The sequence below is a fragment of the Hyphomicrobium sp. genome, from assembly GCF_035548195.1.
Lineage (GTDB): Bacteria > Pseudomonadota > Alphaproteobacteria > Rhizobiales > Hyphomicrobiaceae > Hyphomicrobium_B.
Window position 1 is genome coordinate 345,241 of sequence record NZ_DASZTY010000017.1, and the last position, 22,412, is coordinate 367,652.

Here is a 22,412-nt window from a genome sequence, read left to right on the forward strand (position 1 = left end):
TTACGGCGAGTAGCCGAAGAGCTTGTACGGATAGAACACCGTCTCTTCCTTATGCTGGCGGCGTCGATAGATACGCCCTCGTCTGCGCGGAGCTTCCGACTTGGCTTCCTCGCGGCGAGACCTGTTGGCGTTTCCTTCGGGGCTCGGCGGCGGGAGTTCCATTGCCGTCGCCGTTTCGTCCTTTACGGCAAGAAGCATGTTCGATTCATTCGGCCGCCAGCGGTAGCCGATGCCAAAATCGATCGGGGTGGTTCCTTTGCGGAAAACCTGAGAGAGTTGCGACTGATATTGGCCGCCGAACAATGCAATCGGACCGACATACCGGCCATAGGGCTGGAGCCGCCAGCCGTGTGCGAAGTAGCGGATCGGGATTCCGGAATCGTCTTCGAGAATCGACGCGCTGTGTTTCAGAAGATAATCGCGGACCATCGAGAACTTATCCTGGTGCATCAGGTAGGACGCGCTCTTGATGAAGCTGTCGGGGTGCTGAAACGTGTCGCAGAATTGCGTGAAGCCGCTCGTCTTGATGCCGCCGTCTGAAAGATCGGTGCTGAAATAATAGAGGGTCTTCTTCTTACCAATGTTGTCGGAAAAGACGATCTTTGCGCCTTTGGCGGTGACGTCCGGCACTTTGTTTTCTGCCGGATGGATGGTTCCGTCTTTCTGAAGGTCGATCAACGTAACGTCGTCAATCGTTTTGCCCGAGCGCGCCAGGAAGGCCATCAGAACAGGCAGCGTTCCCTGAAGCTGTCCCCGGCCGAAGTCGAGGCGCATGAATTTGGTTTGGAAGAAGCTGTAGCTTAGTACCGAATTGAGGGACGATCGCAGTTCCCGAAGAGCGCCCGCGAGCTGAGGCCGAGAGAGCCTTGTCAGATCCGGAACCGGGCCGGGAGGTTCAAGGCCCGCCATGATGTAAGTGTCGGCAGACGGGAAGAACGTATCGGCGTAGAGGAAGTCTGGGCCGCTGAAGAAGTAGAACAGCACGGGCTGCGGATTTGTGAAATTCTTCGAGACAAACGCCCGGATCTTTGAGAGCTGGCGCTTTTCAAGGCCGTTCCAGGAGCCGTTGAAGCTTGCGGCGTGCTGTTTCCAGAAGGCATCTTTTGCGTAATTTGCAAGCGGCGAGCCGGCAGATGGCGGCATTCCTGCGAGGAAGCGTGCCGTATCGTCGGCGCTCGCGCTCGGCGCCGCGAATGCGGCGCTGGACGTCCATGACAATGCCGTGACGACGACACTGACAAGCGTTGCGATCAGTCGCGTTTTCAACATTGTCGTACCTGCTCAGATCCTCGCCGCAACCCGGCGCATTTGCGAATATGCATAGATCGCCAAACCTGCGAGCATAATGCCTAGCCCGGCGAGGGACTGCAGAGGCCGCTCGGCGATCAGGTGATACATCATGAACGCCGTGACCCCGAGAAAGATCAGGGGCGTTATCGGGTATCCCCACGTCCGGTACGGTCGTGCAAGGCCGGGTTCGGTCCAGCGTAGAACGATGACACCAAGCACCGCCAGGAACGAGCAGAGCGTCAGGCTGAACTGGATGACATCGAGCACGGCTTCGAAGCTTTGCGTCATCAGCAGCAGGCTGACGATGGCAAGCTGTAGGAGGATCGCCGTGGTCGGCACGCCGTCGGCGGTCGTTTGAGCCAACGGTGAAAGCAGCGGGTGGTCCTTGCCCATGGTCATCGTTACGCGCGGCCCGATCCAGGTCATGGCGCTAATCGAGGACACGAGGCCAATACAGATGAGGGCGCCGACGATACGCCCTCCAAAGTCGCCAAAAATGTGCTTCCCCGCAATCAATGCGACGTCCAGTTGTCCGGCCATTGCCGTGATCGGTGTTGTGTAGAGGAAGACGGCATTCAGGACGACATACAGCGCAATCACGATGACGGTTGCCGCAATGATGGCGCGCGGAAGAGCGACGGAGGGGTCTTGGATCTCACCCGCGATATAGGTCGCGGCGTTCCACCCCGAGTAGGCGTACATAACGAAGACCAAACTGACGGCGAACGGAGCGCTCGCGATGTACCCGATATCTCCGGCCGATGGCGTAAACGAGATCGGCTGCGGGGTACCGTAGGCGAAGCCGGCAACGATCAGTGCGACGATCAACGCCGCTTTGACGACGGTCGAGACGTTCTGAAACGTGGCCGAGTGCTTGACGCCGCTCAAGTGGATGAAGGTGATGATCCAGGCGACCGCGAGCGCAAGCAGCTGCGGTGACGAGCCGGGGACGACACCTTTGAAATAAACACCGAAGGCCATGGCAGCGAGCGCAATCGGTGCGGAAAAGCCGACGGTGGCTGATATCCATCCGGCTAGAAAGCCGAGGGCGGGATGATATATGCGCGAAAGGAAATTGTACTCGCCGCCGGAGCGCGGAAATGCGGCGGATAATTCCGCATAGGATAGCGCCCCGCAAAGCGCCGCAATGCCGCCAACAATCCAGAGCATCAGCACCGGAAATGCCGAGGGGATATCCTTGACTTGAAAGCCGAGGCTGGTGAAGACGCCAATGCCGATCATATCGGCAACGGCAAGGGCGATGGCCGTCATCGTCGACACCGTCCGGACGTCGAGCCGGGGTGCTATTGGAGACGGGACGCTCATGCTGGTCGCGCTTGTCATAAGAGACGCTTAGCCTTGGCCGACTCGCGGACAGTATTGACTCGCACGCCCGCCAACAACGGGAGCGGCGACATGTTCAATTAGAGTGGCGAAAATACATCTGGCGTGAACCGGTTGGCATTCTTTTGCCGGAAGGTCCGAAGATGCGCCAAATATCATTTACGTCTTCCACTCACGATATGGACAATTTTGGACTTTAGTGCGTTAGGCGGAATCAAGGCCAGACGTGAGTCGACTATTATTGGTGACGGTAAATCGGACTCTAACCAGGCCACGCACGCTTAGGACTATCGCAACGAAATTGCGCCCAGGACCATGAAATACGGACGACGGGGATTCCTCGCGGCGGCATTTAGTACAGGTTTGGCTTTAACTTTCGGTATTACGGGCGCTTGGGGTGCTCGCAAGATCGCAAGGCATCGCCAGATTGCGCCGTCGAAGACGCTTGTTCGGTCGCGCAGCGCGCCGCTGAAGTCCGCGCGGACTGCGCTTGTGCCCTTCCAGACGGCTCCCTTTCCCTACCATGGCATGATCCCAGGCACGCATACGCCATTCCTCAACGTCGATGAAAACGGCCGTAAAGGGCACCGGACGGGCTCCGGCCGAGTCTATTGGGAAGATCAGACGTACAACGATAATCGGGTACTGCTGCACATTCCGAAAGGCTTCGATATCCGACGCCCGGCGCTGATGCTCGTCTTCTTTCACGGTCATGGCGCAACTCTCGAACGTGACGTGCTGGATCGGCAGAAAGTTCCGGCGCAGATCTCGGCCTCGAATGCCAACGTCGTGCTCGTCGCTCCGCAACTGGCTGTCGATGCCCGGGATTCGAGCGCAGGGAAATTCTGGCAGCCTGGCGCCTTCGGCAGGTTCATCGGTGAAGCTGGCCAGCAGCTTGCGCGGCTGCAAGGCGATCGCAAGTCGCTTCGGACATTCGCCAGCATGCCGATCATCATCGTTGCGTATAGCGGCGGGTATGTCGCTGCGGCGTCCGCAATCGAGCGCGGCGGATTGAAGAAACGGGTTCGCGGGGTTGTGCTGCTCGACTCTCTCTACGGCGATCTCGACAAATTCGCGAACTGGATCGAGGGCGACCCTTCCGCTTTTTTCGTCAGCGCTTATCTCAATTCGACCCGAAATCAGAATGCACGTCTCGAAGACATTCTCGCGGCCCACGACGTGGATGTCAGCCCAGTGATCAATACCCGTCTAGCTTCCGGCGGTGCGACGGTCCTTCGGGGAGGGAGCGGGCGCCATCGTGATCTCGTGACCCATGCTTGGGTCGATTATCCGATCATAGATATTTTGAAGCGTCTTCCTGAATACCGGCGCTGATGCCCCTGCGGTTACGGAAGGTCATGTCCGGGCAGCCGCGAAGGGCGGCGCCTACAACGGACCTGCCGCCTTGACGCCAGGGAGCCGTTCCTTTACCCAACCCGGACGACCGCGATGGCGGCCGTGGGCCGGCCAAGCGGCCCTGCACGACATCGTCGAATGGCCAACGGAGCGTAGCGCAGCCTGGTTAGCGCACCAGTCTGGGGGACTGGGGGTCGGAGGTTCAAATCCTCTCGCTCCGACCAAATCTTTAAATCAGTGCAAGACTGACGTGGCGGGACGCTTCATCCGGCTGTGCTGCGAACCGCTTCTTAACGCGGGCGGTGTCGTGCCCCATCCGGTAGCGGGTAGCCCGCCTCGATTTCAATCCGTTTCCCGCGGCCGTTTCTCCTTTCTCAGTGACGCGATGGTTTGTTCCGCGAATTGTTCCAGCTCCGGCAAAAGTACGACGCTCTCTTGCTCATTAGGATCGGTGCGCGCGATCACGGCGGAGGCTGGTTTGTCACTCAAATTGATCGGCAGATGAGGGACACCGGCGGGAATATAGACGAGGTCTCCCGCCTGCGAGCGTATTGCATGCTCAAGGCGCTCGCCATAAAGGGTCACCGTTTCGCCATCGAGCACGTAGACGGCTGTTTCATGGCTTTCATGCAGATGCGCTTTGGCCCGCCCGCCGGGCGGAATGGTGAGCAGATGCATACATATGCCCTTCGATCCTACGGTCTCCGCGGCAATGCCGCAGAAATAGGTCAAGCCTTGTTTCCCGTCGTAGGTATCTGCGGCATGAATTACCCGACACGCCAAGCCTGAGGGGCTATTCATCGAATGGGTCCTCTCGATCGGCAACGACGTTCGCAACGTAGATTAGAAGCGGCTGTGAGCCAAATCGGGGCTGGCATGGCAGCCGGATTTTCGCGGCCCGCATTTCAGACGCTTGTGAAAACGGTGGAGTTCAACACTCGCGCGCGAGTGTCACGCAATATTTTGCGATCGCAAGGCACGATGTGAGACCTGGACTCTCGATCCCGTAGAGGGCGACGAGGCCCGGGATACCGTGGTCTTTAGGCCCGTGGATTTCGAAGTCTCGTGCCGGCTCGCCTTGTCGTGAGGTCTTGGGGCGGATGCCGGTATAATCGGGCGTCAATGCGCCATCAGGGAGACTGGGCCAGTATCGGCGGATGGATTGCTCGAATTGGCGAAGGCGAAGCCCATTATCTTCTTCGAAGGCATGGTCGACGCGGTCGATCCATTGCACGTCTGGTCCGAAGCGCACATTGCCTTCGAGGTCGAGAGTCAGGTGCGTGCCAAGTCCGCCCTCGACCGGCACCGGGTAGACGAGGCGTTTGAAAGGTCTTCCGCCGCGCAATGCAAAATAATGGCCTCTGGCGAAATAGAGCGGGGGCGGCGTGTAGGCTGCGGCTCGGGGGAGTCGCGGTCCAAGCTCGCCCATTCCGAGTCCGGCTGCCACGTAGAGATTGCGGGCAGTGACATTTGCAATTTCACAGCCGGTCGACATTTCGATTTCGAAAAGATCGTCTGGGCGGCGCCTGACGTGGCGGACTGCCGTTCCCAAGACAACCGTGCCGCGATGGTCGGTGACGTCCGTTTCCAGCGCCTGCATCAGTCCGTGGCTGTCGATGATGCCGGTTGAGGGAGAGAAGAGCCCTTTGACCGCGGCAATCTCGGGCTCAAGCGCATGGATATCGGCGGCGTCCATAAAGCGGATATCGTCGACGCCGTTGATTTTTGCTTTTTCGGCTATTTTATTGAGCGTCTCGGCTTCTGTCGGTGAGGTCGCGACGACCAGCTTGCCGAGTTTGCGAAACGCGACGTTTCGGTCTTTTGCGTAGGCGTAGAGCCTTTGCCTACCCTCGACACATAATCGCGCTTTGAGAGATTGCGCCGGATAGTAAAGACCGGCGTGGATGACTTCGCTCGATCGCGAGCTGATCTCCTGTCCGATCGCGTTGTTGCGTTCGATGACGTAAGTTTCTTGCCCTGCTATCGCACATTCGGCGGCGATGGCGAGGCCGACAACGCCTCCGCCGATGACGAGCGTTTCGGCGTCGGGTGCGAGGGATGAGGTCATGTCTTTGGAATTCGATCAGAGGGCTGCTGCACGCCGCGTGATTTTAGCGATCGCGCCAGGCGTATGATACGGGTCTGAATCGCGCGGTAACTTGTCGGGGGAATGTTGCCGCGCAGTCAATGACCGCGCTCCGAGCGTATCCATCGCGCACGCTGTCCCACGACATAATCTTTTATCACGACCAGCTGCCGCGCAGCGTGCCGCAAGATATCGGGAATTTCGCGGAGGCGAAGAAGATTGCGTCCAGTTTTTATCCATGCCGCGATCAGCGCCAGGGCGGCGATAACGAGGCTCGTAACGCTCAGCACCAGCGGCCATAAATGTCCGGTAGCAGCGAACCAGCAGAGCGTGGCGAGGTTCAACGTCGCAACGAAAATGAGCAAAAATCCGAGCGGGACGACAGAGGTATCTGCCGCAAGTGCCAGCAGCCGGGGATCTCGGCGGCGAAGGGCCGCCACGACAAGCAGCGGACCAAGCTCGAAAAGGGCCGAGAGCTGTCCGTGAATCCATCGCGACTTCTGTATTTCGCGCCCAGATTCCGTTGGTGCGAATTCGCTCGTGATGACCGCGTCCGGACAAAAAGCCGGAGGCTTTCCCATTAATGCGCATTTGAGGCCTATCACCGTATCCTCAGTGATGTGATCGGTGGCCAGACTGAGTCGGTCGAGAAGATGAATGGGCAGGGCCATTCCGGTTCCCATCAGAAGACAGGGCATTCCCAGTCTATAGTACCCGCGCGGCCGCAGGTCATTCTTAACACTCCATGCAAACGCGCTTATCCGTTGGCGGATATTGGCTTCTTCGGGGAGGGTCATCAAATAGAGACCCTGGATGGGCCGATCTTGCGTGGCGCAGGCATGTGCCAGCGAAGTGATGGCGTCCGGCGCCAATACGCAATCGGCATCGACGAATAAGACAATCTCAGGCGCGTCTGAGGACAGGAGATATTTCACCCCGGCGTCGAGCGCGTAGCCCTTTCCGATCTTGGTCCGATCCGCACGCACGACGACCTCGGCTCCGAGGCCACGTGCTACGTCCGCCGTGTCGTCGGTGCAATTGTCGGCAATGAGGATCATACGATCCGACGGTTTGAGCTGCTCACGGATGGAATTTATCGTTCGCGCGATCCCGGACTGCTCATTATGTGCTGGAATGATTACAGCAACGGGCGGTCTCTCCGTGCCAGAGGGTTTTCGGGTGCGAAGTGGGATACACGAGCAGGCGATCTGCAATCCGAGCGTCGCGACAGGCACGAGGGTCGCGGCGCCTGCGATCAGGAATGCTGCGTTTAGGATCGATAGCAGGGTGTCCATTCTTATGACGCCAAAGACGGTGATAACTTATTGAGTGATTGAGCACGTCGGCAGGAAGCGTGAAACAATGACGCGAGCGCTTCGGATTCGCTGTAAACATTGTGCGATCGCAAGACTTTGTCACGCGCCGCTCGGCCCATGCGCCGTAGCTGTTCCTCGGATGCCGAAAGACACGCGGTTAGTGCTCGGGTCAGGCGTTCGAGGTCGCCTGCAGGAAGGAGCCAGCCCGAAACGCCGTCCTCAACAAGCTCGGGTATGCCGCCAACGTAGGTTGTGATAACGGGGCGCTCGAGTGCCATCGCCTCCATCAGGACGACTGGAATTCCTTCGGCGAAGCTTGGCAACACCAGCGCCCGGGCCTCGGTAATTTCTCGGATGACTCGATCGTTATCGATCCAGCCGGTTATGGTGATGTGATCCTGAAGTCCCAACTCGGAAATGCGCTGCTCCACGTCGCTGCGCATTTCGCCGTCGCCGGCGAATACCAGTTCGGTGGTTCTGCCCTGCGCAATTAATTTTCCGATTGCCTCGACGAGAAGGAGTTGGCCCTTCTGCTCGCAGAGGCGGCCAACGCATACCAAGCGATTTCTTGGGTTCGTTGAAGGAGGTTCGGAGTGAACGAACTTATCGTCAACCCCACAATGAATTACGCGAACCTTGTCCCATTCCGAGTACGGGAGCGATCGCCAAATTTGGCTGCGGCCATACGAGCTTATGGCGCAGACGAATTCGGCTGCTCTGACTTTAACGGCAAGGCCGAGAGTATCGGCTTTGTCAAATTCTTCCGGACCGTGGGCGGTGAAGCTAAACGGAAGTCCGGTGAGGCAGTGGACGAGCATCGCGACCTCTGCGGAATTCGTTCCGAAATGGGCGTGCAGGTGTTCGACTTTGTCGTCGATGGCCCATTTGGCCAGCACGGTGGCTTCGGCAAGGTAGGCCAAGTGCACGAGTTTTCGATTGGTGGAGAGCCGCATCATGCCGAGTGCAGCTTTCGCGGCAGAAAAGAACGCGCGCGGACTGCGGATCAGAGTAGCGAGGAATATGCGGGCTAACGTGTAGACCGGCTGTTTAAGGACATAAACAGTCCGCCGCTGTTCTTCTTTGTCTGCCGAGTCTACGAGGCTTGTGTCGTCCCAACCTCTGATCGCGTATCGCGAGACGGATATTCCGCAGTCTTCTACGGCGCGGATTTCTCTCCTAATGAAAGAATGGCTAACCTTCGGGTATTGATTGACGATATAGCCGACGTTTGACGTAACTGCGGGCCTGATCCTGTGGGAATGATTTTGCATAAGGTCTAAAACCCAATCAGTGCATTCGACTGGATTGGAGACATGGCCCGTCATTACCCGCGATACTCACGATGCCTGCATTTTTCCGCACGGCGCTCCGATGCGCCGGTGCTTTTGGCGCCGCGAGATTGCGGCCCCGACGTCGTAGCAAACGCCATGCCCGGCCCGCTGTCGCGAGATCAGCTAATGCACAAACAGGCAGGCGCGGACGGGAAAGGTTTGGTCAACCTTAACAAATGTCCCGCAATGAACACGTATGTGAGACACCTTTTGTATTTCTGCCTACGTCGTTTGGACTCGCTGACGACCAAGTGGGCTACTCCCATTTGATAAACCGTCGAAATGAGTGCGATTGTCGATAGGATGTAAATTTGTCTCTATGCCTCCAATTATAATTCTGTCGCAAGATGGGACGATATCTTTCGACGGACAAAGACCGCCAACGTATTTTGCAGACAGCAGGATCTCAATTTTTTCGCAGGGTTAGGACTGGGCCCCCGAGACAGGACGGCTATTGTGGCTCGAAGCGCAGCCGGTCCATGGCGGACGCCCAAGAACACGTTCGTTAACGAAGAGCGACGGCGGACGTATCCGGCATTCGCGTTGGCATATTGCATGCAGGTAGCCGGGATAGTCGGTTAATTCGACTGCACGTACGAAGCAAGGCACGCGGAGCGTCTCATATGGGGTTCGAGCGACGGATTATCGAAGCAGATGAGGTTCCGGACGGCCGCGGCTTTGAGCCATATGCTAAATGGGGCGGTAATTTCGATCTGACGTTGCTTTGGGAAATCCTGCGGAGGAATGCACGCGAACTGGCCGGAATAGTCGCCCTTGGTGTCGGACTTATGGGCTTCTACCTGATCGTTGCGCCACGAGCATACACCGCGGCGGGCAGCGTGATCTTGGATTCCAGACAACCCAAGCTATTTAATATCGGTGGCGTGCTCGCGAGCGCTGACTCTGATCAAGATAATATAGACACTCAAATCGAATTGATGCGGTCGCCGCGCATTGCCGAACGTGCAATGGATTTGATGAAGTCGCGCAATATTCCGCTGCCCGTTGCCTCAGCTAATGAAGATTCTAAAAGCGATGCAGACAAAAGAAGCGCAAGCAAAGGCAAGGCGTCGGAGGACCCTGTGCTTCGTTATTCGCCGCGCAGCGTCGAACTGCTTCAACGCAACTTGAAAATAGAGCGCAAGGGGCGAAGCCTACTCGTCGACATTATGTACACCGACACCAGCGCAAAGCGCGCGGCTGGTATCGCCAATGCGTTCATGGATGGCTACATCGCCGACCAGTTGAGTGTGAAGTCGGACGCCACGCACGCTAATAGTCGTTTGCTCAAAGAACGCGTAGATGAGTTGAGGGACGAGCTTCTCGCCGCGGAAAGGAAGATTCAAAAATACAAGGCCGACAAAGATATCGTTGAAATTGGCGATGTCACTTTGACCCAAAAAGAAATTGGGGATCACGAGCAAGAGCTTGCGAAAGCTCGCGCGCGCGCTGCCGAGGCCGAAGCGCGCCTTAGCCAGGTAAACTCGATGGCGAACCAGGTCGAGAGGGACTCCGCGAAGGATCAGGTCAAGCTTCTCGAAAGCGGACTCGATACTCTCAAGCAGAAATTGCAACGGAGTCAGGAGGAGTTTCTCAAACTCAACGAATTGAGGCGCGATGCGGCTGCGTTGAAGACGATTTATTTGACACTTCTCAATCGATACCGCGAAGCGCAGGCGCAAGAAAATGCGGTTTCATCGGATGCGCAAATCGTCAACTATGCGGTGCCGCCAGCCGATGCGAGCTTCCCAAAAAAGAAGCTGATGCTCGCGGCAGCCTTGCTCGGCTCGCTCATTCTGGGAAGTGCGGGCATTCTTTTGCGCGAGTTAGCCCATCCGACGATTTATTCGGCCGCCGACGTCGAACGGGCGTTCGGGCTGCAGCCCGTTGCGGTCATCCCGCTCGTTCCTGAGCTCGAATCCGGTTTGCGGAATCATAAAGGAGAGACGGCTGCCGATCGTTTTTCCCCAAGCAGCGGGTACGATGGAACGTTCGAACGCGCGATCTTCAGTGTTAGAAAATGGATCGGCTCGACGTCCACGTCTAAGAACAACGTCGTCGTCATCGCGTCGGAAGACGACGGCGATGGGCGCAGCACGATCGCCGCTCAACTAGCTGCGGGGGCAGCGCGTGCAGGCAGAAAGGCACTATTAATCGATGCCGATCTTCGAAATCCGGGTCTTACTCGTGCTTTTGGAGATCGTACTGCAAATGGGCTGTGTCAGGTCGCCGGCGGGGATTTCTCGGACATCGTAGTCAGACGAGGTGATGCTCTGCCTGACTTCTGCGCGGCGGGGTCCATTGACACGGGTTCGCCTCTGGACATTCTCAGCTCTCCAGCTGTCGGAAAGTTTATCGAAGCAGCGCGGAGCAAGTACGATCTGACCGTGATTGATACCGCGGCTATGGGTCAGCACGTTGATGCTGGTGCGCTCATTGATATGGCGGACGTCGTGCTGGTCGTCGTCAAATCCGGTCGAACGGCACAATCCGCAGCCGAGGATCTGATGAGGCAAATTTCCACCATCAGTCCTAAGCCCTTTGGGGCGATTTTGAATATGGCGCAGCCTAAAGCGCGAGGGACATTCCGCGCTTCGAAAATTGCTGCGTCCCGCAGCATGTGGTCGGCATTGATGCGCTCGTGGCGATTGGCTGAAAAAAAACCGAAACCCTCGGGTCGTACTTGAGCGTTCGCCCGGGCGTATCGGGATCGAGAATAACGCGATGTCTTATTCGAATACCAAAAGAGATCGAGTCTTTCTAATAATTGACAGAAGGGCTTGGGCACATATTTCCGACGATTGGCGACCACCCGTCTGGTTAACTCTGATACGATCCATACGTCGTATCAACTTGATTCAATGTGTTAGCTTTTGTCGGGGCAGCCGGTTTTGGCGACGCATTCTCTGCTTTTCTCCATCATCCGGTGACGGAGGACGTCCCCATCGAGATGCGGTCGGTGCCGAATGAGTTTCGATGCAGCGAAGTTGGTGCTGCGGCGGCGGTCAAGAATGTTGTCCGCCAATGTGGAAGGCGTGTTCGAAACTTTCCATCGACAGCATTGGGCAATGTTTTGGGGCGGCTGTCGTCCGGCAATATCGTGAGCATGAGAAACTTTGGAATTCAACGAATTGACTCTCGTAACAGGTGATGCGTCATGAAAGTTGTTTTGTTCTGCGGCGGGCTAGGCACGCGCATTCGCGAATATTCCGAAAATATACCGAAGCCAATGATTCCCATCGGACACCAGCCCATCCTTTGGCATGTCATGAACTACTACAGTCAATTCGGGCATCGGGATTTCATTCTGTGTCTTGGCTACAAGGCAAGCGCCGTCAAGGAATTCTTCCTGAACATGAAACCCGAGTTGTTCGAGGACTGTGTAGTTTCCAGGGGCGGTACGAACGTAGAGCTTCTGAGTGAGTGTAATTACGACTGGCGTGTCACACTCATCGATACGGGCGTATGGCGGAATATCGGCCAGCGTCTTTGGTTTGTGCGCGATAAGCTCAAGGACGAAGAGATCTTTCTCGCCAATTACAGCGACGGCCTTGCGGATATCGATCTCAATGCAATGATCGAGGAGTTCAAGAAGTCAAATAAGGTCGGCTGCTTCGTCGCGGTTCGTCCGCCGTTGACGTACCATCTTGCTGACATCGCCGATGACGGACGAGTCAGGGATATTCGCTCGGTGCAAGCGTCGGACATTTGGATCAATGGTGGCTTTTTTATTTTTCGCCGTGAGATCTTCGACTACATGCGCGAAGGGGAGGAACTCGTCGTTGAGCCCTTCCGGCGGTTGCTCGAAGCCGACTTGTTGATGGCTCATAAGCACTCGGGTTTCTGGCGCTCGATGGACACCCTTCGCGACCGCCAAGCTCTTGTCGATATCGTTGAGCAGGGCAATGTGCCTTGGCAGATCGATGCCAGTCATCGTGCGGAGCAGCCTCAGCCCGATTCTGAAAAGCAAAGAGTTTTGAGCGGGCAGGACGCATGAGAGCTCTGACGCTCGGCCAGCCTGGCCAGAAACTTTCTGTTTTATGCTTCGGAGCTCATTCAGACGATATCGAGATCGGGGTGGGCGGCACGATCCTCGGCTGGATTGCAGCGGGTGTGGAAGTCGATGTGCACTGGTGTGTCCTAAGTGCTGTCGGTAAGCGTCGCGAGGAAGCAACCATGGGAGCGGCGAGTGTTCTTAAAGGGTGCGCCGGGCAGCGGATCGAGATCGGCGAGTTTCGTGATGGGCATTTCCCCTATCAGGGCGCCGAGGTGAAGGCCTGGATCGAAGACGTAAAGTCGCGATCGGCGCCCGACGTTGTCTTCACACATCGTCGGGATGACGCCCATCAGGATCACCGCGAAGTCTCTCGCCTGACTTGGAATGCGTTTCGTGATCATCTCGTGCTCGAATACGAAATTCCCAAGTGGGACGGCGATCTATGCCAACCCAATTTGTACGTAGCGATGTCGGAGAAGATCATGAACCGCAAGATCGAGGTGTTGGATGCATGCTTCGGGTCGCAGCGGTCCAAGGATTGGTTCGACGACGAGACGTTTCGCGGGCTTGCCCGCCTCAGAGGAATGGAATGCCGCGCGCCCGAGCGATACGCGGAGGCGTTCGTGGCGAGAAAATTGCAGATCGGGTGATCTACTGTCTGAGTCACATAAATGCGTCCGGTGTTGATGTTACGTCCGAGTAGGGTGTGATCCAATGACTTTCAGTGCGAGCGATTGGGTGGAAGTCAAGTCCAAAGAGGAAATATTGGCGACTCTCGACAAGCGCGGATGCCTTGATGAAATGCCATTCATGCCGGAGATGTTTCGCTACTGCGGACAGCGGTTTCGCGTCTACAAGCGGGCACACAAGACATGTGATCCGATCTTTACGCTGGCCGGCCGCAAGCTAAAAAATACCGTGCATCTCGATGTCCGATGCGACGGCAGCGCGCACGGCGGATGTCAGGCCGGCTGCCTAATCTTCTGGAAGGAAGCGTGGTTGAAGCCCGCAAGTTCCGGCACGGCGATTGTCTACTCTCCGAAGAAGGCAGGCGATGCGGCTGGGGCGGGTCACGGCAAGGGATGCAGCGAGCGCGACGTGATCGCCCAAGCGACCCAAGGTGGCCCGGAGACTGGGCCGGACGCGCGCTACATGTGCCAGATCACGCAATTGCCTAAGGCGACGAAGCCGCTTGCGTGGTGGAACCTCTTTCAATACGTCGAAGACTATACTTCGGGGAACACGCGGTTCGTCGATCTTCCACTGGGCTTGCTCTATGTCGTTTTGGGGCGGCGGCGTGGACGCAGATTTCCGATACTGAGGAAGACGTACAATAAGATCCAGGAGATGGTCGGCGGAATGGCCAGCCCTCACCGCGAGGGAACACTGCCAGATGGAACCGAATATCCTGTTTCTAGGCTCAATCTGAAGGCTGGAGATCTCGTTCGCGTCAAATCGCATGAGGAAATTCTGGCAACGCTCGATAGCCGAAATCTTAACCGGAATCTTTATTTCGACGTTGAACTCGTGCCCTATTGCGGGGGCACGTATCGTGTCAGATCACCGATTGAAAAATTCGTCGACGAGAAGACGGGAAAGATGCGGTCGCTCAAGACGCGCGCCGTCATCCTTGAAAATGTGTGGTGCCGGTCTCTCTACAGTACGCATCGCATGTTCTGTCCGCGCAGCATCTACTCGTGGTGGCGCGAAGTGTGGCTCGAACGCGTGGAAGAACCGGCATTGAAGGATGCCGGAGAAGGCAATGTGGTTGGCGCGACAGGCGCAGTGTGCGACCCTTCCCGAGCACCGGCTGGCCAGGCGCTTCATTGCTCACATTGAGGCGGATGTGGACGGGTTGAAGCAGAAGACTATTCGCGGCGGCGCTGCCAAGCTTGTGGGCCAAGTCGCGAGCATGGCGCTGCGTCTCGGCACACTGATGGTTCTGGCGCGGCTGCTGGAGCCGACTGACTTTGGCATCGTCGCCATGGTTACCGTGGTGACCGGCATATTCGACATCTTTGCAACCGGCGGGTTGTCGACGGCGACCGTGCAAAGGTTCGAAGTCTCGCACGAAGAGATTTCGACGCTCTTCTGGGTCAACATGGCGATCGGTGTCGCACTGGCGTTGCTTTGTCTTGCCGCGGCCCCTCTGCTGGCCAGCTTCTATCATGAACCGAAAACGGCGTACGTCATGATGCTGGTCTCGCCGGCCTTCGTGTTCAATGCCGCGGGGGTGCAGCACCTCGCACTACTTCAGCGCGATCTCAGATATCTTGCGCTTTCGCTGATAGAGTTTATCAGCCAGTTCACCTCGGCCATCATCAGCATCGGGATGGCGCTTTCCGGCTGGGGTTTCCTGGCGCTTGTCGGTGGCGTGGTTGCGGGACCTCTCGTCATGACGATCGGGGCTTGGCTGGCGACCGGTTGGGTCCCGGGGCGGCCGCGTCATGTTCGCAGCGTGGCGTCGTTCGTCCGCTTCGGCGGTGCGGTGACAATAAATAGTCTCGTTGTCTATTTTGCCTACAACGCCGATAAAATGCTTCTCGGCCGTTACTATGGCAGCAATGCACTCGGCCTCTATAGCCGCGCGTATCAGCTCATTAATATTCCGACGCAGACGCTCAACTTCGCGTTCGGCGGAGTGGCGTTTTCAGCCCTTTCCCGTCTGCAGTTCGAAAGGGACCGGTTCAAGAGCTACTTTCTCAAAGGCTACAAGCTGGTCCTTTCCACCACCATGCCAATCACGATATTCTGCGCGGTCTTCGCCGACGACATTATTCTGATTGCGCTTGGGCCGCGCTGGCACGATGCAGCGATGATTTTCCGAGCGCTTTCGCCGACGATCGTGATTTTGGGAATCATCAATCCGCTCGGCTGGGTAATGCAATCCGTCGGGCTGGTGAAAAGGAGCTTGGTGATTGCAATCGTGCTTTCGGCCGTCGTCATCTGCTCGTACCTCGCCGGGCTGCCCTATGGCCCGGTGGGCGTCGCATCGGCATTTTCGGCTGGAATGATGCTTTGGCTCGTGCCGCATGTTGCGTGGTGCATTCACGGCACTGGAATTACAATGCGCGAGATCTTCGCCGCTGCGGCTCGCCCGTTGGCCGCCGGAATTATCGGAGGCGGAGCCGCCGGCGTTGTTCAATACCTCGTTGCAGACTTGGCTCACCCGATCATCAGATTGGCGCTCGGCGGTACTGCGATGATGATCGTGTACGGTGGTGCACTGCTGTTTGTCTTCGGACAGAGGCATTTGTTTGCGGACGTGCTAGGCGGCCTCAGGGGAGCATCTTATCCGCCAGAGCGCATGGCAATAAAGCCGGTTGAGTAGATCATGATCCTTAGCGTCATCATCGCGACGATGAATCGATCTGCCGACCTCGAAAGGGCGCTTCTCTCGCTTGGCTCGCAGGCGCGTCTGCCCGATGAGGTCATCATTGTGGATCAAAGCCGCGATGATGCTACGCGTGTTCTTTGTGAACGTTTCAATGCCGGCGGCGCGCTTATGGGGCGTCTTCGCTATCTGCCCCAGAGTCAGCCGAGCCTCGTTGCGGCCCGTAACAGGGGCGTGTCGTCGGTCAAAGGCGAAATCGTCAGCTTTCTCGACGACGATGTGGTTCTTCTGCCGGACTATTATCAGCGTATTCTGGCGGCTCTTGAGGCCGATGCCCATCTCGGCGCGGTCGGCGGATGTGTACTCAACACGCCCTTCGGTGGTGTCCGGTGGAGGCTCCGGCAGGGGCTTGCTACAGCGTTTCTTCTGAACTTTTGGAATGGAAGAATGACGCCATCCGGTTTCGGTTATCCGATTTATCATCGTGCCATCACGCGGCCGACACGCGTCGACATGCTGCATGGATGCAATATGACCTTTCGGAGTCAGGCGCTTAGGGGGGAGGCGTTTGACACGTGGTTCAGCGGCTATTCGTATCGCGAAGATGCGGAATTCACGTATCGAATCTCGAAGCGCTGGAAAATTTTGATGATTCCGGAGGCGCGGCTCTATCATAACGAGTCAACTTCAAATCGACTTGACCGGCGCGAGCTTCGATCGATGAGAATGCGAAGCTACGAATATGTCTGGCGCAAGCATAAAGGCCCAGGGTCCATCAGCTCGCTGCTTTTCCGTTATTCCGTTTTTGGCTTGCATATGATCGAGCAGATCGAAGCCTATTTTCAGACGCGGAGCGGGCGGACGAGCGGGGAAGCACAGCCCGCCTCGCCAAAGGGCGCGCGCGCAGAAGCGAAGGAAATCTTAGGTTCTGACCAGCGTTAGACGAGGCGAGCAGTGCCCAGTATCGACGTCATAGTGCCGTGCTACCGATACGGCCGCTTTCTGCCCGACAGTCTCGGCAGCATTCTCAGCCAGAACGTCGATAACCTTCGGGTTGCTGTCATCGATAACGCATCGGGCGACGATAGCGTCGAGGTCGCGAAGGCAATCGCTAAGAACGATCCGCGCGTAACGGTCATCGCTCACGATAAGAACATCGGCCAGGTCGGAAACTACAATTCGGGGCTCGACTGGGTCGAGGCCGACTACCTCATTATCTCGGATGCCGACGACATTTTGCCGGCTGGCGCGCTGGAGCGTGGCATCTCGATCATGGAAAGAGATAAGAGCGTCGTGTTTTGTCACGGTACGGAGCTGCAAATCCCATTCGAAGCCGGTAAGATTCCGCCTGAAGCGAGCGAGCCGGGTGAAGACAGCTGGACCGTGGTACCGGGGATCGATTTCATCAGGGATGTGGCGGTCAATTATAAGTTTGTTGGCGCGACGACGGTGATAAGGCGGACGTCAGCGCAGCGCAGCGCCGGCCGCTATGTCGAAGGGCTCAAGTATGCATTCGATTCTAACATGTGGTTTCGGCTCGCGGCGCTCGGCAACGTCGCGGAAACGAAATCCGTGCAGGGCATCAGGCGCATTCATACCTCGCAAATCACTGAGCAATACCGCCGCGATCCGTCGCTCGACTGCATTGAGCGCTATAATAATATGGCGCACTTCTTTTTGCAAAACGAAGGCACGCTGCCGGAAGCAAGAGAGCTGCTCAAGGAAACCGAAAAGGCAATCGCAGTCAGCGCGTTCTGGTTGGGCATGGATCTTGAGCGGCTCGGCGAGGTAGACAAGGCAAATGCTTGCGTCGATGTCAGCATGGCGTTGTCGCGGCGAGCGATCATGCCGCGGATACTGAAGCAGGCGATGCTTGGGCGGATGCCTCTATCGAGCCTCGCCAGGTATCTTTCGTCGGCATCGCGTGAAAGGGGAGCGGAGGCGATCCGAAAGTCGCGCGAAGGGCTGACTTTCCCGATATTGCGGATGCGTTGAAAACCGCGAAGGCCGCGCTTTCGACGATGCATTGAATAAATAAAGGCGGGACGATTGCTCATCCCGCCTGTTTTAAATCAGCTCGCTCGATTTCGCTGTCAGGTTGACGCCAAAGAAACGTCGCGCGATCGCATTTCCCCTGTATTTTGGCTAGTCGCGCGCAAATGCTCGAGCAGCCATGTTTCGCCGCGGAAATTCTTATACTGCTCGGCACGAAGTTGATCGGCCAGTCGGCCTACGGGAAGCACAACGTCGTCGTAAGTCAGAACCTGATCGCGAGGGATATCGCGTTTCAAGCGGCAGCCAGCCACGAGGCCTTCGGGAAGATATCGGCTCGATGACATCTCCTCGGCGTTGGCGGCTTCGCCGTAGGTCATGTACATGCCATAGTCGTCTAGAGTCTCGCCTGCTTTCAGATCACGCTTCGCGACGGCGCAGACCTCGACGACGGGGCCGCCGAGCGGCTTTGCGAGATTGTCCTTAAAGATGACCGCGCGGGCGATGGCTCCCGGCACCTCGAAATGCACGAGATGATAAGGCATGAAGAAGGGATAGAGCGGCCCGTCACCCATCTTATAAAGACTGAGATAGTGTTGCTGTTTCGGGTCCGGATGTTCTGCGAGGCAGTAAATCTTCGTGTGTGGGGTGGCGACGACATAGTCGATTGCGCCGCCGAGGCTCCGCAGCTGATCGATATCGTAAATATCGCCGATCTTCATGACGTCGCCATCGTAGACACGTCCTCGGGACATGCCGCGCGACAGAACCTTGAAGCCGGTTGCATTGGCGACGATGGCCTGCTCAAAGCTGATTTTTGAGCCATCCGCGAAACTCGTGACCATAGCCGGGTTTTGACCCCAACGCTCGGCGAAGCCCTTCTGGGTTGTCGGATTGCGATAAGGATCTTGCAATCCTTTGACGTTGCCCACCAGGCGGGGCGTAAGTCCCAAACCTTTTACCCAGCGATAGAGATTTAGTTGTGCGCCAGGTTCATCGCCGTCGCAGGCCGTCAATATCACACCGTGCTTGTCGGCTTCGGCGTGCAGGATCGGCCCGATCGTCGCATCTAGTTCGGCGTTCATGAGCACGACGTGCGTGCCGTGGCGGAATGCTTCGAGCGCGAGATGTGCGCCAAACTCGACTGACCCTGTGGTGTCGACGATTACGTCGATCAAGTCGCTCCGCGCCAGCAGCATGCCGTCTTCGGTCGCGACGACCTTGCCGTTGGCGAGTGCGCTGTCGAGTTGCGTTTGACTAGCAGTCTGGACGACATCGTCGTGTCCAGCGTAGCGAAGCACGTCGAATGCGCGCTCGATGCGCCGGTTAGAGATTGCGCAGAGCCGCATGCCGGGTGTGCTGTTGACAATCTGGTTGGCGAGACCTTGAGCCATGAAGCCGGCACCAACTATGCCGACACGGATGGGCTCACCAGATTCTTCACGCGCTCTCAAAGCTGTGTCGATGATGATCATGCTGCGCTCGTTTGGCGGCGTTCTTGCCGCGAGTTGGATATATTGCTCGACATTTTCGCTTTCAATTCGGCCTCGATTTCATCGAAACTGCGAAAGGCCATGTCTTTAGGGGAAACAACTGTCGGTTCCAGAGGCCATATTAGCCCCAATCGCGGATCGTCATACTTCAGGCCGCCTTCGGCCGCAGGGGTGTAGAACTCGCCGACTTGATAGCTTGTATCGGTATTGTCTCTGAGCGCCTGATAACCGTGAGCGAAGCGCTCCGGAACATAAAGGGCGAGCATGTTGTCTTCATTGAGCTCGACCGAGAAGTGCTGCAGAAACGTTTTGCTTTCCGGGCGAAGATCCACGATGATGTCGATAATCGCGCCACGCGTACAGCGAACGAGCTTCGTCTCGGCTGCCGGCGGATATTGAAAATGCATTCCGCGGATCGTGCCCTTACGAATGTTGTGGGCGATATTTGCTTGGGCGATCGTCGGCTTCAATCCATGATCTTCAAATTCATTTTGACAAAAAGCACGAGCAAAAAATCCTCTCTCATCCGTACGCCGCTCAAGTTCGAGGACGAATGCGCCTTTGAGTTTGGTCTCAATAAATTTCACGATTATTCCTCCGTTCGCGCGCTACAAAAATCTCAAAGGTTGCGCGCACTTTCCCTATGCTGATTACGCGTATGTTTCACGCCGCAACAAGCGTGTCGCGTTAAGAGAGTTAACCACGCAAGTTGCGACGTTGCCCAGATCTTGATCACTCAAAAAGTTGTTTACTTGCTTTCAAACACAAGCCGTGACGATGGTTTAGTTAGACAGTGCGCCGACGGGGAGTCTGTAGATCCCGCCCCCCGATCGAGACATGTAAATGTAATTCCCGTCGGGACTGAATTTCATTGCCGCAGCACCGCTTCCTGGCGGGAGATCGCCTGTGACGTCTCTCCAGGTGGCTCCGCCGTTCCGGCTTAAATAAATCTGCTCGGGCGCGTTACCTGACCAATTCACCGTGCCGACGGCGAGCGTCTTAGTGTCCACCGGGCTGAGCGCGATGGGTTTGGCGCTCTCTGAACCGAATACCTTTAACGTTTTCCAGGTTGTGCCGTGATCGCGGGAAACAAAGAGCGCCCCGCCGCCCATAGATCCGGAGGCGTAAATTGCACCATCTCTTGCCACGTCAATCTCGAAGATCGCTCGGCTTCCTTGAAACACGATCTTCCAGCTTTTGCCTCCATCGGTGGAACGATAGATTCCTCCCGCATCGCCGACAGCACCCCAATAGATCGTATTCGGATCAGCAAGATCGACGGCGAGACCACTGTATATCCGCAGTGACGGCGGTTGGCCGGGCGACCGTGACCAGGTTTCGCCGGCATCGTGCGAAATGAACAGTCCCCCACCGTCATCGCCATCTATGCCAAGATAGACCGTGCGCTTGTCGTGAGGACTGACGGCTAGGGCGCGCGGGTAGCCTTTGTCCCAGAGGGTATTTTTTCGCGGTGGCCGGGAAGGCAGTCCGGTCCGGATTTTGCGAAACGAACCGCCACCATCGTCGCTCAGGAGGACTTGATTGATGTCCCTGTTCCAAGGAGACGACGTAGCGAGAAGGCGACCTTTATCTAAGCTCATCACTCTCCATACGTGTCCGCTCTCGTCGGATTTATAACTGCTGCTTGGAAAAATAGGAGTGTAGGTTTTTCCGTGGTCGCTGCTCTTCAGTAATCCGTCGTCCATGCTTGCAGCATAGAGCTCGCCGGCCGGTGTGATTGCGAGGTCTGTGCCGACGGTATTTGGTGCGCCGGTAATTACTTCCGAAAAATTTACGCCTTGATCGGTGCTTCGCCAAATGCCCCACCAATCCGTTTGGAAGATCGTATTTGGATCAAACGGATCGATTTTTAGGCTCGTTTTCTTCGAGTCTGAAGCAGCCCATCTGCGTGTGGGGTTGCCGCGATCGTCTGGATTGACTGTCTGTCCAATCACCTGCCAGCTTGCGCCGCTGTCTGCGGAGATAAGAAGTCCGCCGGTCCAGTCCCGGGTGAAAGCTGCGTACGTGATGCTGTCCTTGTCGTCATACGCCACTCTGAAAACTTTGCCAGGATGGCGGCCTATTGCCCGCTGCCATTTCAGCCCCGTGTTGTCCGACGTCCAAAGCTCTCCACCTGCGGCAGCGATATAGCCTGAAGCGGAGCGGGTCATGTCGGTGATGTCGGCGGTGCCGATCTCGGCATTCTTCCAAGAGTGGCCCGCAAAATCGTATCGAAGGATTTCTTTGCTCTTCGCGACTATCAGACCCGAACCGTCTCGCAAGTAGTCGAGCGATACAACTGGCGAAGACGCAGTTGCAGAATGCGGGGCGGAAAGATCGCTCCAAGTTGCGCCGTCATTATCCGAGCAGAACACGTTGCCATCGAATGTGCCGACGCAAACGGAATGGGCCTTCGCCGGATGGGGTGCGATTGCCCGATAGCTTTCGGGCCGGCCGAATTTGATGCGGCCGCCGAGATCGTTTGTCTTATTCCATTTGTCCCCAGAATTTCGGGAGTAATAGAGCCCTGCTGCTGTACCGGCATAAAGCGTACCCGCGGTCACGTGCGATGCGGCGACCTGTGAGACGTTCAGATTTGTAAGCCCGTCAGTGATGAAATGCCACGTGCTTCCCCCGTCTTTGCTGCGCCAAATCCCGGCGACATCAGAAGTCACGTATAACTGGTTGCGTATGAAGGGATCGAATTCCACATTCGGATAGCAGCCGCCGCCGTACCAGCCGGCAAATTTCCAATTCTCGTCGGCGACAGAAGCACTACTCCCAGCGGCCGCGAATATTAAAGCCCATAAGCACGCGGCAGCGAACTTCATGATTGAGCTTTTTGTTCTTGTAAGCTGCATGGCATTGGCGTC

The 22,412-nt window shown here is 56.8% G+C and carries 17 protein-coding genes and 1 tRNA gene; 9 read left to right on the forward strand and 9 right to left on the reverse strand.

The genetic code is table 11. The features are described from left to right. Together VHB22_RS06195 and VHB22_RS06200 are read right to left on the reverse strand one after the other, a co-directional pair. Positions 1-1,269 (reverse strand): hypothetical protein, encoded by a 1,269-nt coding sequence (locus VHB22_RS06195; RefSeq protein ID WP_325456080.1) that lies wholly within the window; start codon positions 1,267-1,269, stop codon positions 1-3. A gap of 12 nt (positions 1,270-1,281) precedes the next feature. Then, positions 1,282-2,616 (reverse strand): APC family permease, encoded by a 1,335-nt coding sequence (locus VHB22_RS06200; RefSeq protein WP_414652709.1) that lies wholly within the window; start codon positions 2,614-2,616, stop codon positions 1,282-1,284. 333 nt (positions 2,617-2,949) lie between these two features. On the opposite strand from VHB22_RS06200, the gene VHB22_RS06205 reads away from it, so the two are divergent. Continuing rightward, positions 2,950-3,969 carry an alpha/beta hydrolase gene (locus VHB22_RS06205; protein ID WP_325456082.1) on the forward strand — a complete coding sequence of 340 codons (1,020 nt, stop codon included), beginning with the start codon at positions 2,950-2,952 and terminating at the stop codon, positions 3,967-3,969. A gap of 167 nt (positions 3,970-4,136) precedes the next feature. Continuing rightward, a tRNA-Pro gene (locus tag VHB22_RS06210) sits at positions 4,137-4,214 on the forward strand. A gap of 118 nt (positions 4,215-4,332) precedes the next feature. Here the strand turns inward: VHB22_RS06210 and VHB22_RS06215 are convergent. The 4 genes from VHB22_RS06215 to VHB22_RS06230 form a co-directional block, all read right to left on the reverse strand. Next, complete coding sequence (locus tag VHB22_RS06215) at positions 4,333-4,791, reverse strand: cupin domain-containing protein (protein ID WP_325456083.1); 459 nt, start codon at positions 4,789-4,791, stop codon at positions 4,333-4,335. Positions 4,792-4,921: 130 nt separating this feature from the next. Continuing rightward, a complete protein-coding gene (locus tag VHB22_RS06220; protein WP_325456084.1) occupies positions 4,922-6,058 on the reverse strand; it encodes an NAD(P)/FAD-dependent oxidoreductase in 1,137 nt (378 codons plus the stop codon). Between the two features lie 116 nt (positions 6,059-6,174). After that, positions 6,175-7,371: a glycosyltransferase family 2 protein gene (locus tag VHB22_RS06225; RefSeq protein ID WP_325456085.1), complete on the reverse strand. Its 1,197-nt coding sequence runs from the start codon at positions 7,369-7,371 to the stop codon at positions 6,175-6,177. Positions 7,372-7,373: 2 nt separating this feature from the next. Next, complete coding sequence (locus VHB22_RS06230; protein ID WP_325456086.1) at positions 7,374-8,663, reverse strand: glycosyltransferase family 4 protein; 1,290 nt, start codon at positions 8,661-8,663, stop codon at positions 7,374-7,376. A gap of 683 nt (positions 8,664-9,346) precedes the next feature. On the opposite strand from VHB22_RS06230, the gene VHB22_RS06235 reads away from it, so the two are divergent. From VHB22_RS06235 to VHB22_RS06265, 7 genes are all read left to right on the forward strand, one after another. Further along, a complete protein-coding gene (locus VHB22_RS06235) occupies positions 9,347-11,410 on the forward strand; it encodes a GumC family protein (protein WP_325456087.1) in 2,064 nt (687 codons plus the stop codon). Between the two features lie 470 nt (positions 11,411-11,880). After that, positions 11,881-12,720, forward strand: a complete 840-nt coding sequence (locus tag VHB22_RS06240) for a sugar phosphate nucleotidyltransferase (RefSeq protein WP_325456088.1) — start codon at positions 11,881-11,883, stop codon at positions 12,718-12,720. Further along, positions 12,717-13,370 carry a PIG-L deacetylase family protein gene (locus VHB22_RS06245; protein WP_325456089.1) on the forward strand — a complete coding sequence of 218 codons (654 nt, stop codon included), beginning with the start codon at positions 12,717-12,719 and terminating at the stop codon, positions 13,368-13,370. The genes VHB22_RS06240 and VHB22_RS06245 overlap by 4 nt, the downstream gene beginning before the upstream one ends. Positions 13,371-13,434: 64 nt before the next feature. Further along, positions 13,435-14,559 carry a hypothetical protein gene (locus tag VHB22_RS06250; protein ID WP_325456090.1) on the forward strand — a complete coding sequence of 375 codons (1,125 nt, stop codon included), beginning with the start codon at positions 13,435-13,437 and terminating at the stop codon, positions 14,557-14,559. A 7-nt stretch (positions 14,560-14,566) separates the two neighbouring features. After that, entirely contained in the window at positions 14,567-16,051 is a 1,485-nt protein-coding gene (locus VHB22_RS06255; RefSeq protein WP_325456091.1) for a lipopolysaccharide biosynthesis protein, read from the forward strand. A 3-nt stretch (positions 16,052-16,054) separates the two neighbouring features. Then, positions 16,055-16,996 (forward strand): glycosyltransferase family 2 protein, encoded by a 942-nt coding sequence (locus VHB22_RS06260; protein ID WP_325456092.1) that lies wholly within the window; start codon positions 16,055-16,057, stop codon positions 16,994-16,996. A gap of 12 nt (positions 16,997-17,008) precedes the next feature. Beyond that, positions 17,009-18,049, forward strand: coding sequence for a glycosyltransferase family 2 protein (locus VHB22_RS06265; RefSeq protein WP_325456093.1), 1,041 nt, complete (start codon positions 17,009-17,011; stop codon positions 18,047-18,049). A gap of 98 nt (positions 18,050-18,147) precedes the next feature. Here VHB22_RS06265 and VHB22_RS06270 read toward each other — a convergent pair whose 3' ends face one another. From VHB22_RS06270 to VHB22_RS06280, 3 genes are all read right to left on the reverse strand, one after another. Then, a complete protein-coding gene (locus VHB22_RS06270; protein WP_325456094.1) occupies positions 18,148-19,521 on the reverse strand; it encodes an NAD(P)H-dependent oxidoreductase in 1,374 nt (457 codons plus the stop codon). Then, positions 19,518-20,126 (reverse strand): dTDP-4-dehydrorhamnose 3,5-epimerase, encoded by a 609-nt coding sequence (gene rfbC / locus VHB22_RS06275; protein ID WP_325456095.1) that lies wholly within the window; start codon positions 20,124-20,126, stop codon positions 19,518-19,520. The genes VHB22_RS06270 and rfbC overlap by 4 nt, the downstream gene beginning before the upstream one ends. Positions 20,127-20,321: 195 nt before the next feature. Further along, entirely contained in the window at positions 20,322-22,370 is a 2,049-nt protein-coding gene (locus VHB22_RS06280; RefSeq protein ID WP_325456096.1) for a WD40/YVTN/BNR-like repeat-containing protein, read from the reverse strand. Positions 22,371-22,412: the final 42 nt, after the last annotated feature.

Coding starts and splice junctions, on each gene's coding strand:
- VHB22_RS06240 (WP_325456088.1), top strand. CDS start 11,881: ATGAAAGTTGTTTTGTTCTGCGGCGGGCTAGGCACGCGCATTCGCGAA.
- VHB22_RS06220 (WP_325456084.1), bottom strand. CDS start 6,058: ATGACCTCATCCCTCGCACCCGACGCCGAAACGCTCGTCATCGGCGGA.
- VHB22_RS06245 (WP_325456089.1), top strand. CDS start 12,717: ATGAGAGCTCTGACGCTCGGCCAGCCTGGCCAGAAACTTTCTGTTTTA.
- VHB22_RS06280 (WP_325456096.1), bottom strand. CDS start 22,370: ATGAAGTTCGCTGCCGCGTGCTTATGGGCTTTAATATTCGCGGCCGCT.
- VHB22_RS06225 (WP_325456085.1), bottom strand. CDS start 7,371: ATGGACACCCTGCTATCGATCCTAAACGCAGCATTCCTGATCGCAGGC.
- VHB22_RS06200 (WP_414652709.1), bottom strand. CDS start 2,616: ATGAGCGTCCCGTCTCCAATAGCACCCCGGCTCGACGTCCGGACGGTG.
- VHB22_RS06260 (WP_325456092.1), top strand. CDS start 16,055: ATGATCCTTAGCGTCATCATCGCGACGATGAATCGATCTGCCGACCTC.
- VHB22_RS06215 (WP_325456083.1), bottom strand. CDS start 4,791: ATGAATAGCCCCTCAGGCTTGGCGTGTCGGGTAATTCATGCCGCAGAT.
- VHB22_RS06205 (WP_325456082.1), top strand. CDS start 2,950: ATGAAATACGGACGACGGGGATTCCTCGCGGCGGCATTTAGTACAGGT.
- VHB22_RS06250 (WP_325456090.1), top strand. CDS start 13,435: ATGACTTTCAGTGCGAGCGATTGGGTGGAAGTCAAGTCCAAAGAGGAA.
- VHB22_RS06270 (WP_325456094.1), bottom strand. CDS start 19,521: ATGATCATCATCGACACAGCTTTGAGAGCGCGTGAAGAATCTGGTGAG.
- VHB22_RS06230 (WP_325456086.1), bottom strand. CDS start 8,663: ATGCAAAATCATTCCCACAGGATCAGGCCCGCAGTTACGTCAAACGTC.
- VHB22_RS06235 (WP_325456087.1), top strand. CDS start 9,347: ATGGGGTTCGAGCGACGGATTATCGAAGCAGATGAGGTTCCGGACGGC.
- VHB22_RS06195 (WP_325456080.1), bottom strand. CDS start 1,269: ATGTTGAAAACGCGACTGATCGCAACGCTTGTCAGTGTCGTCGTCACG.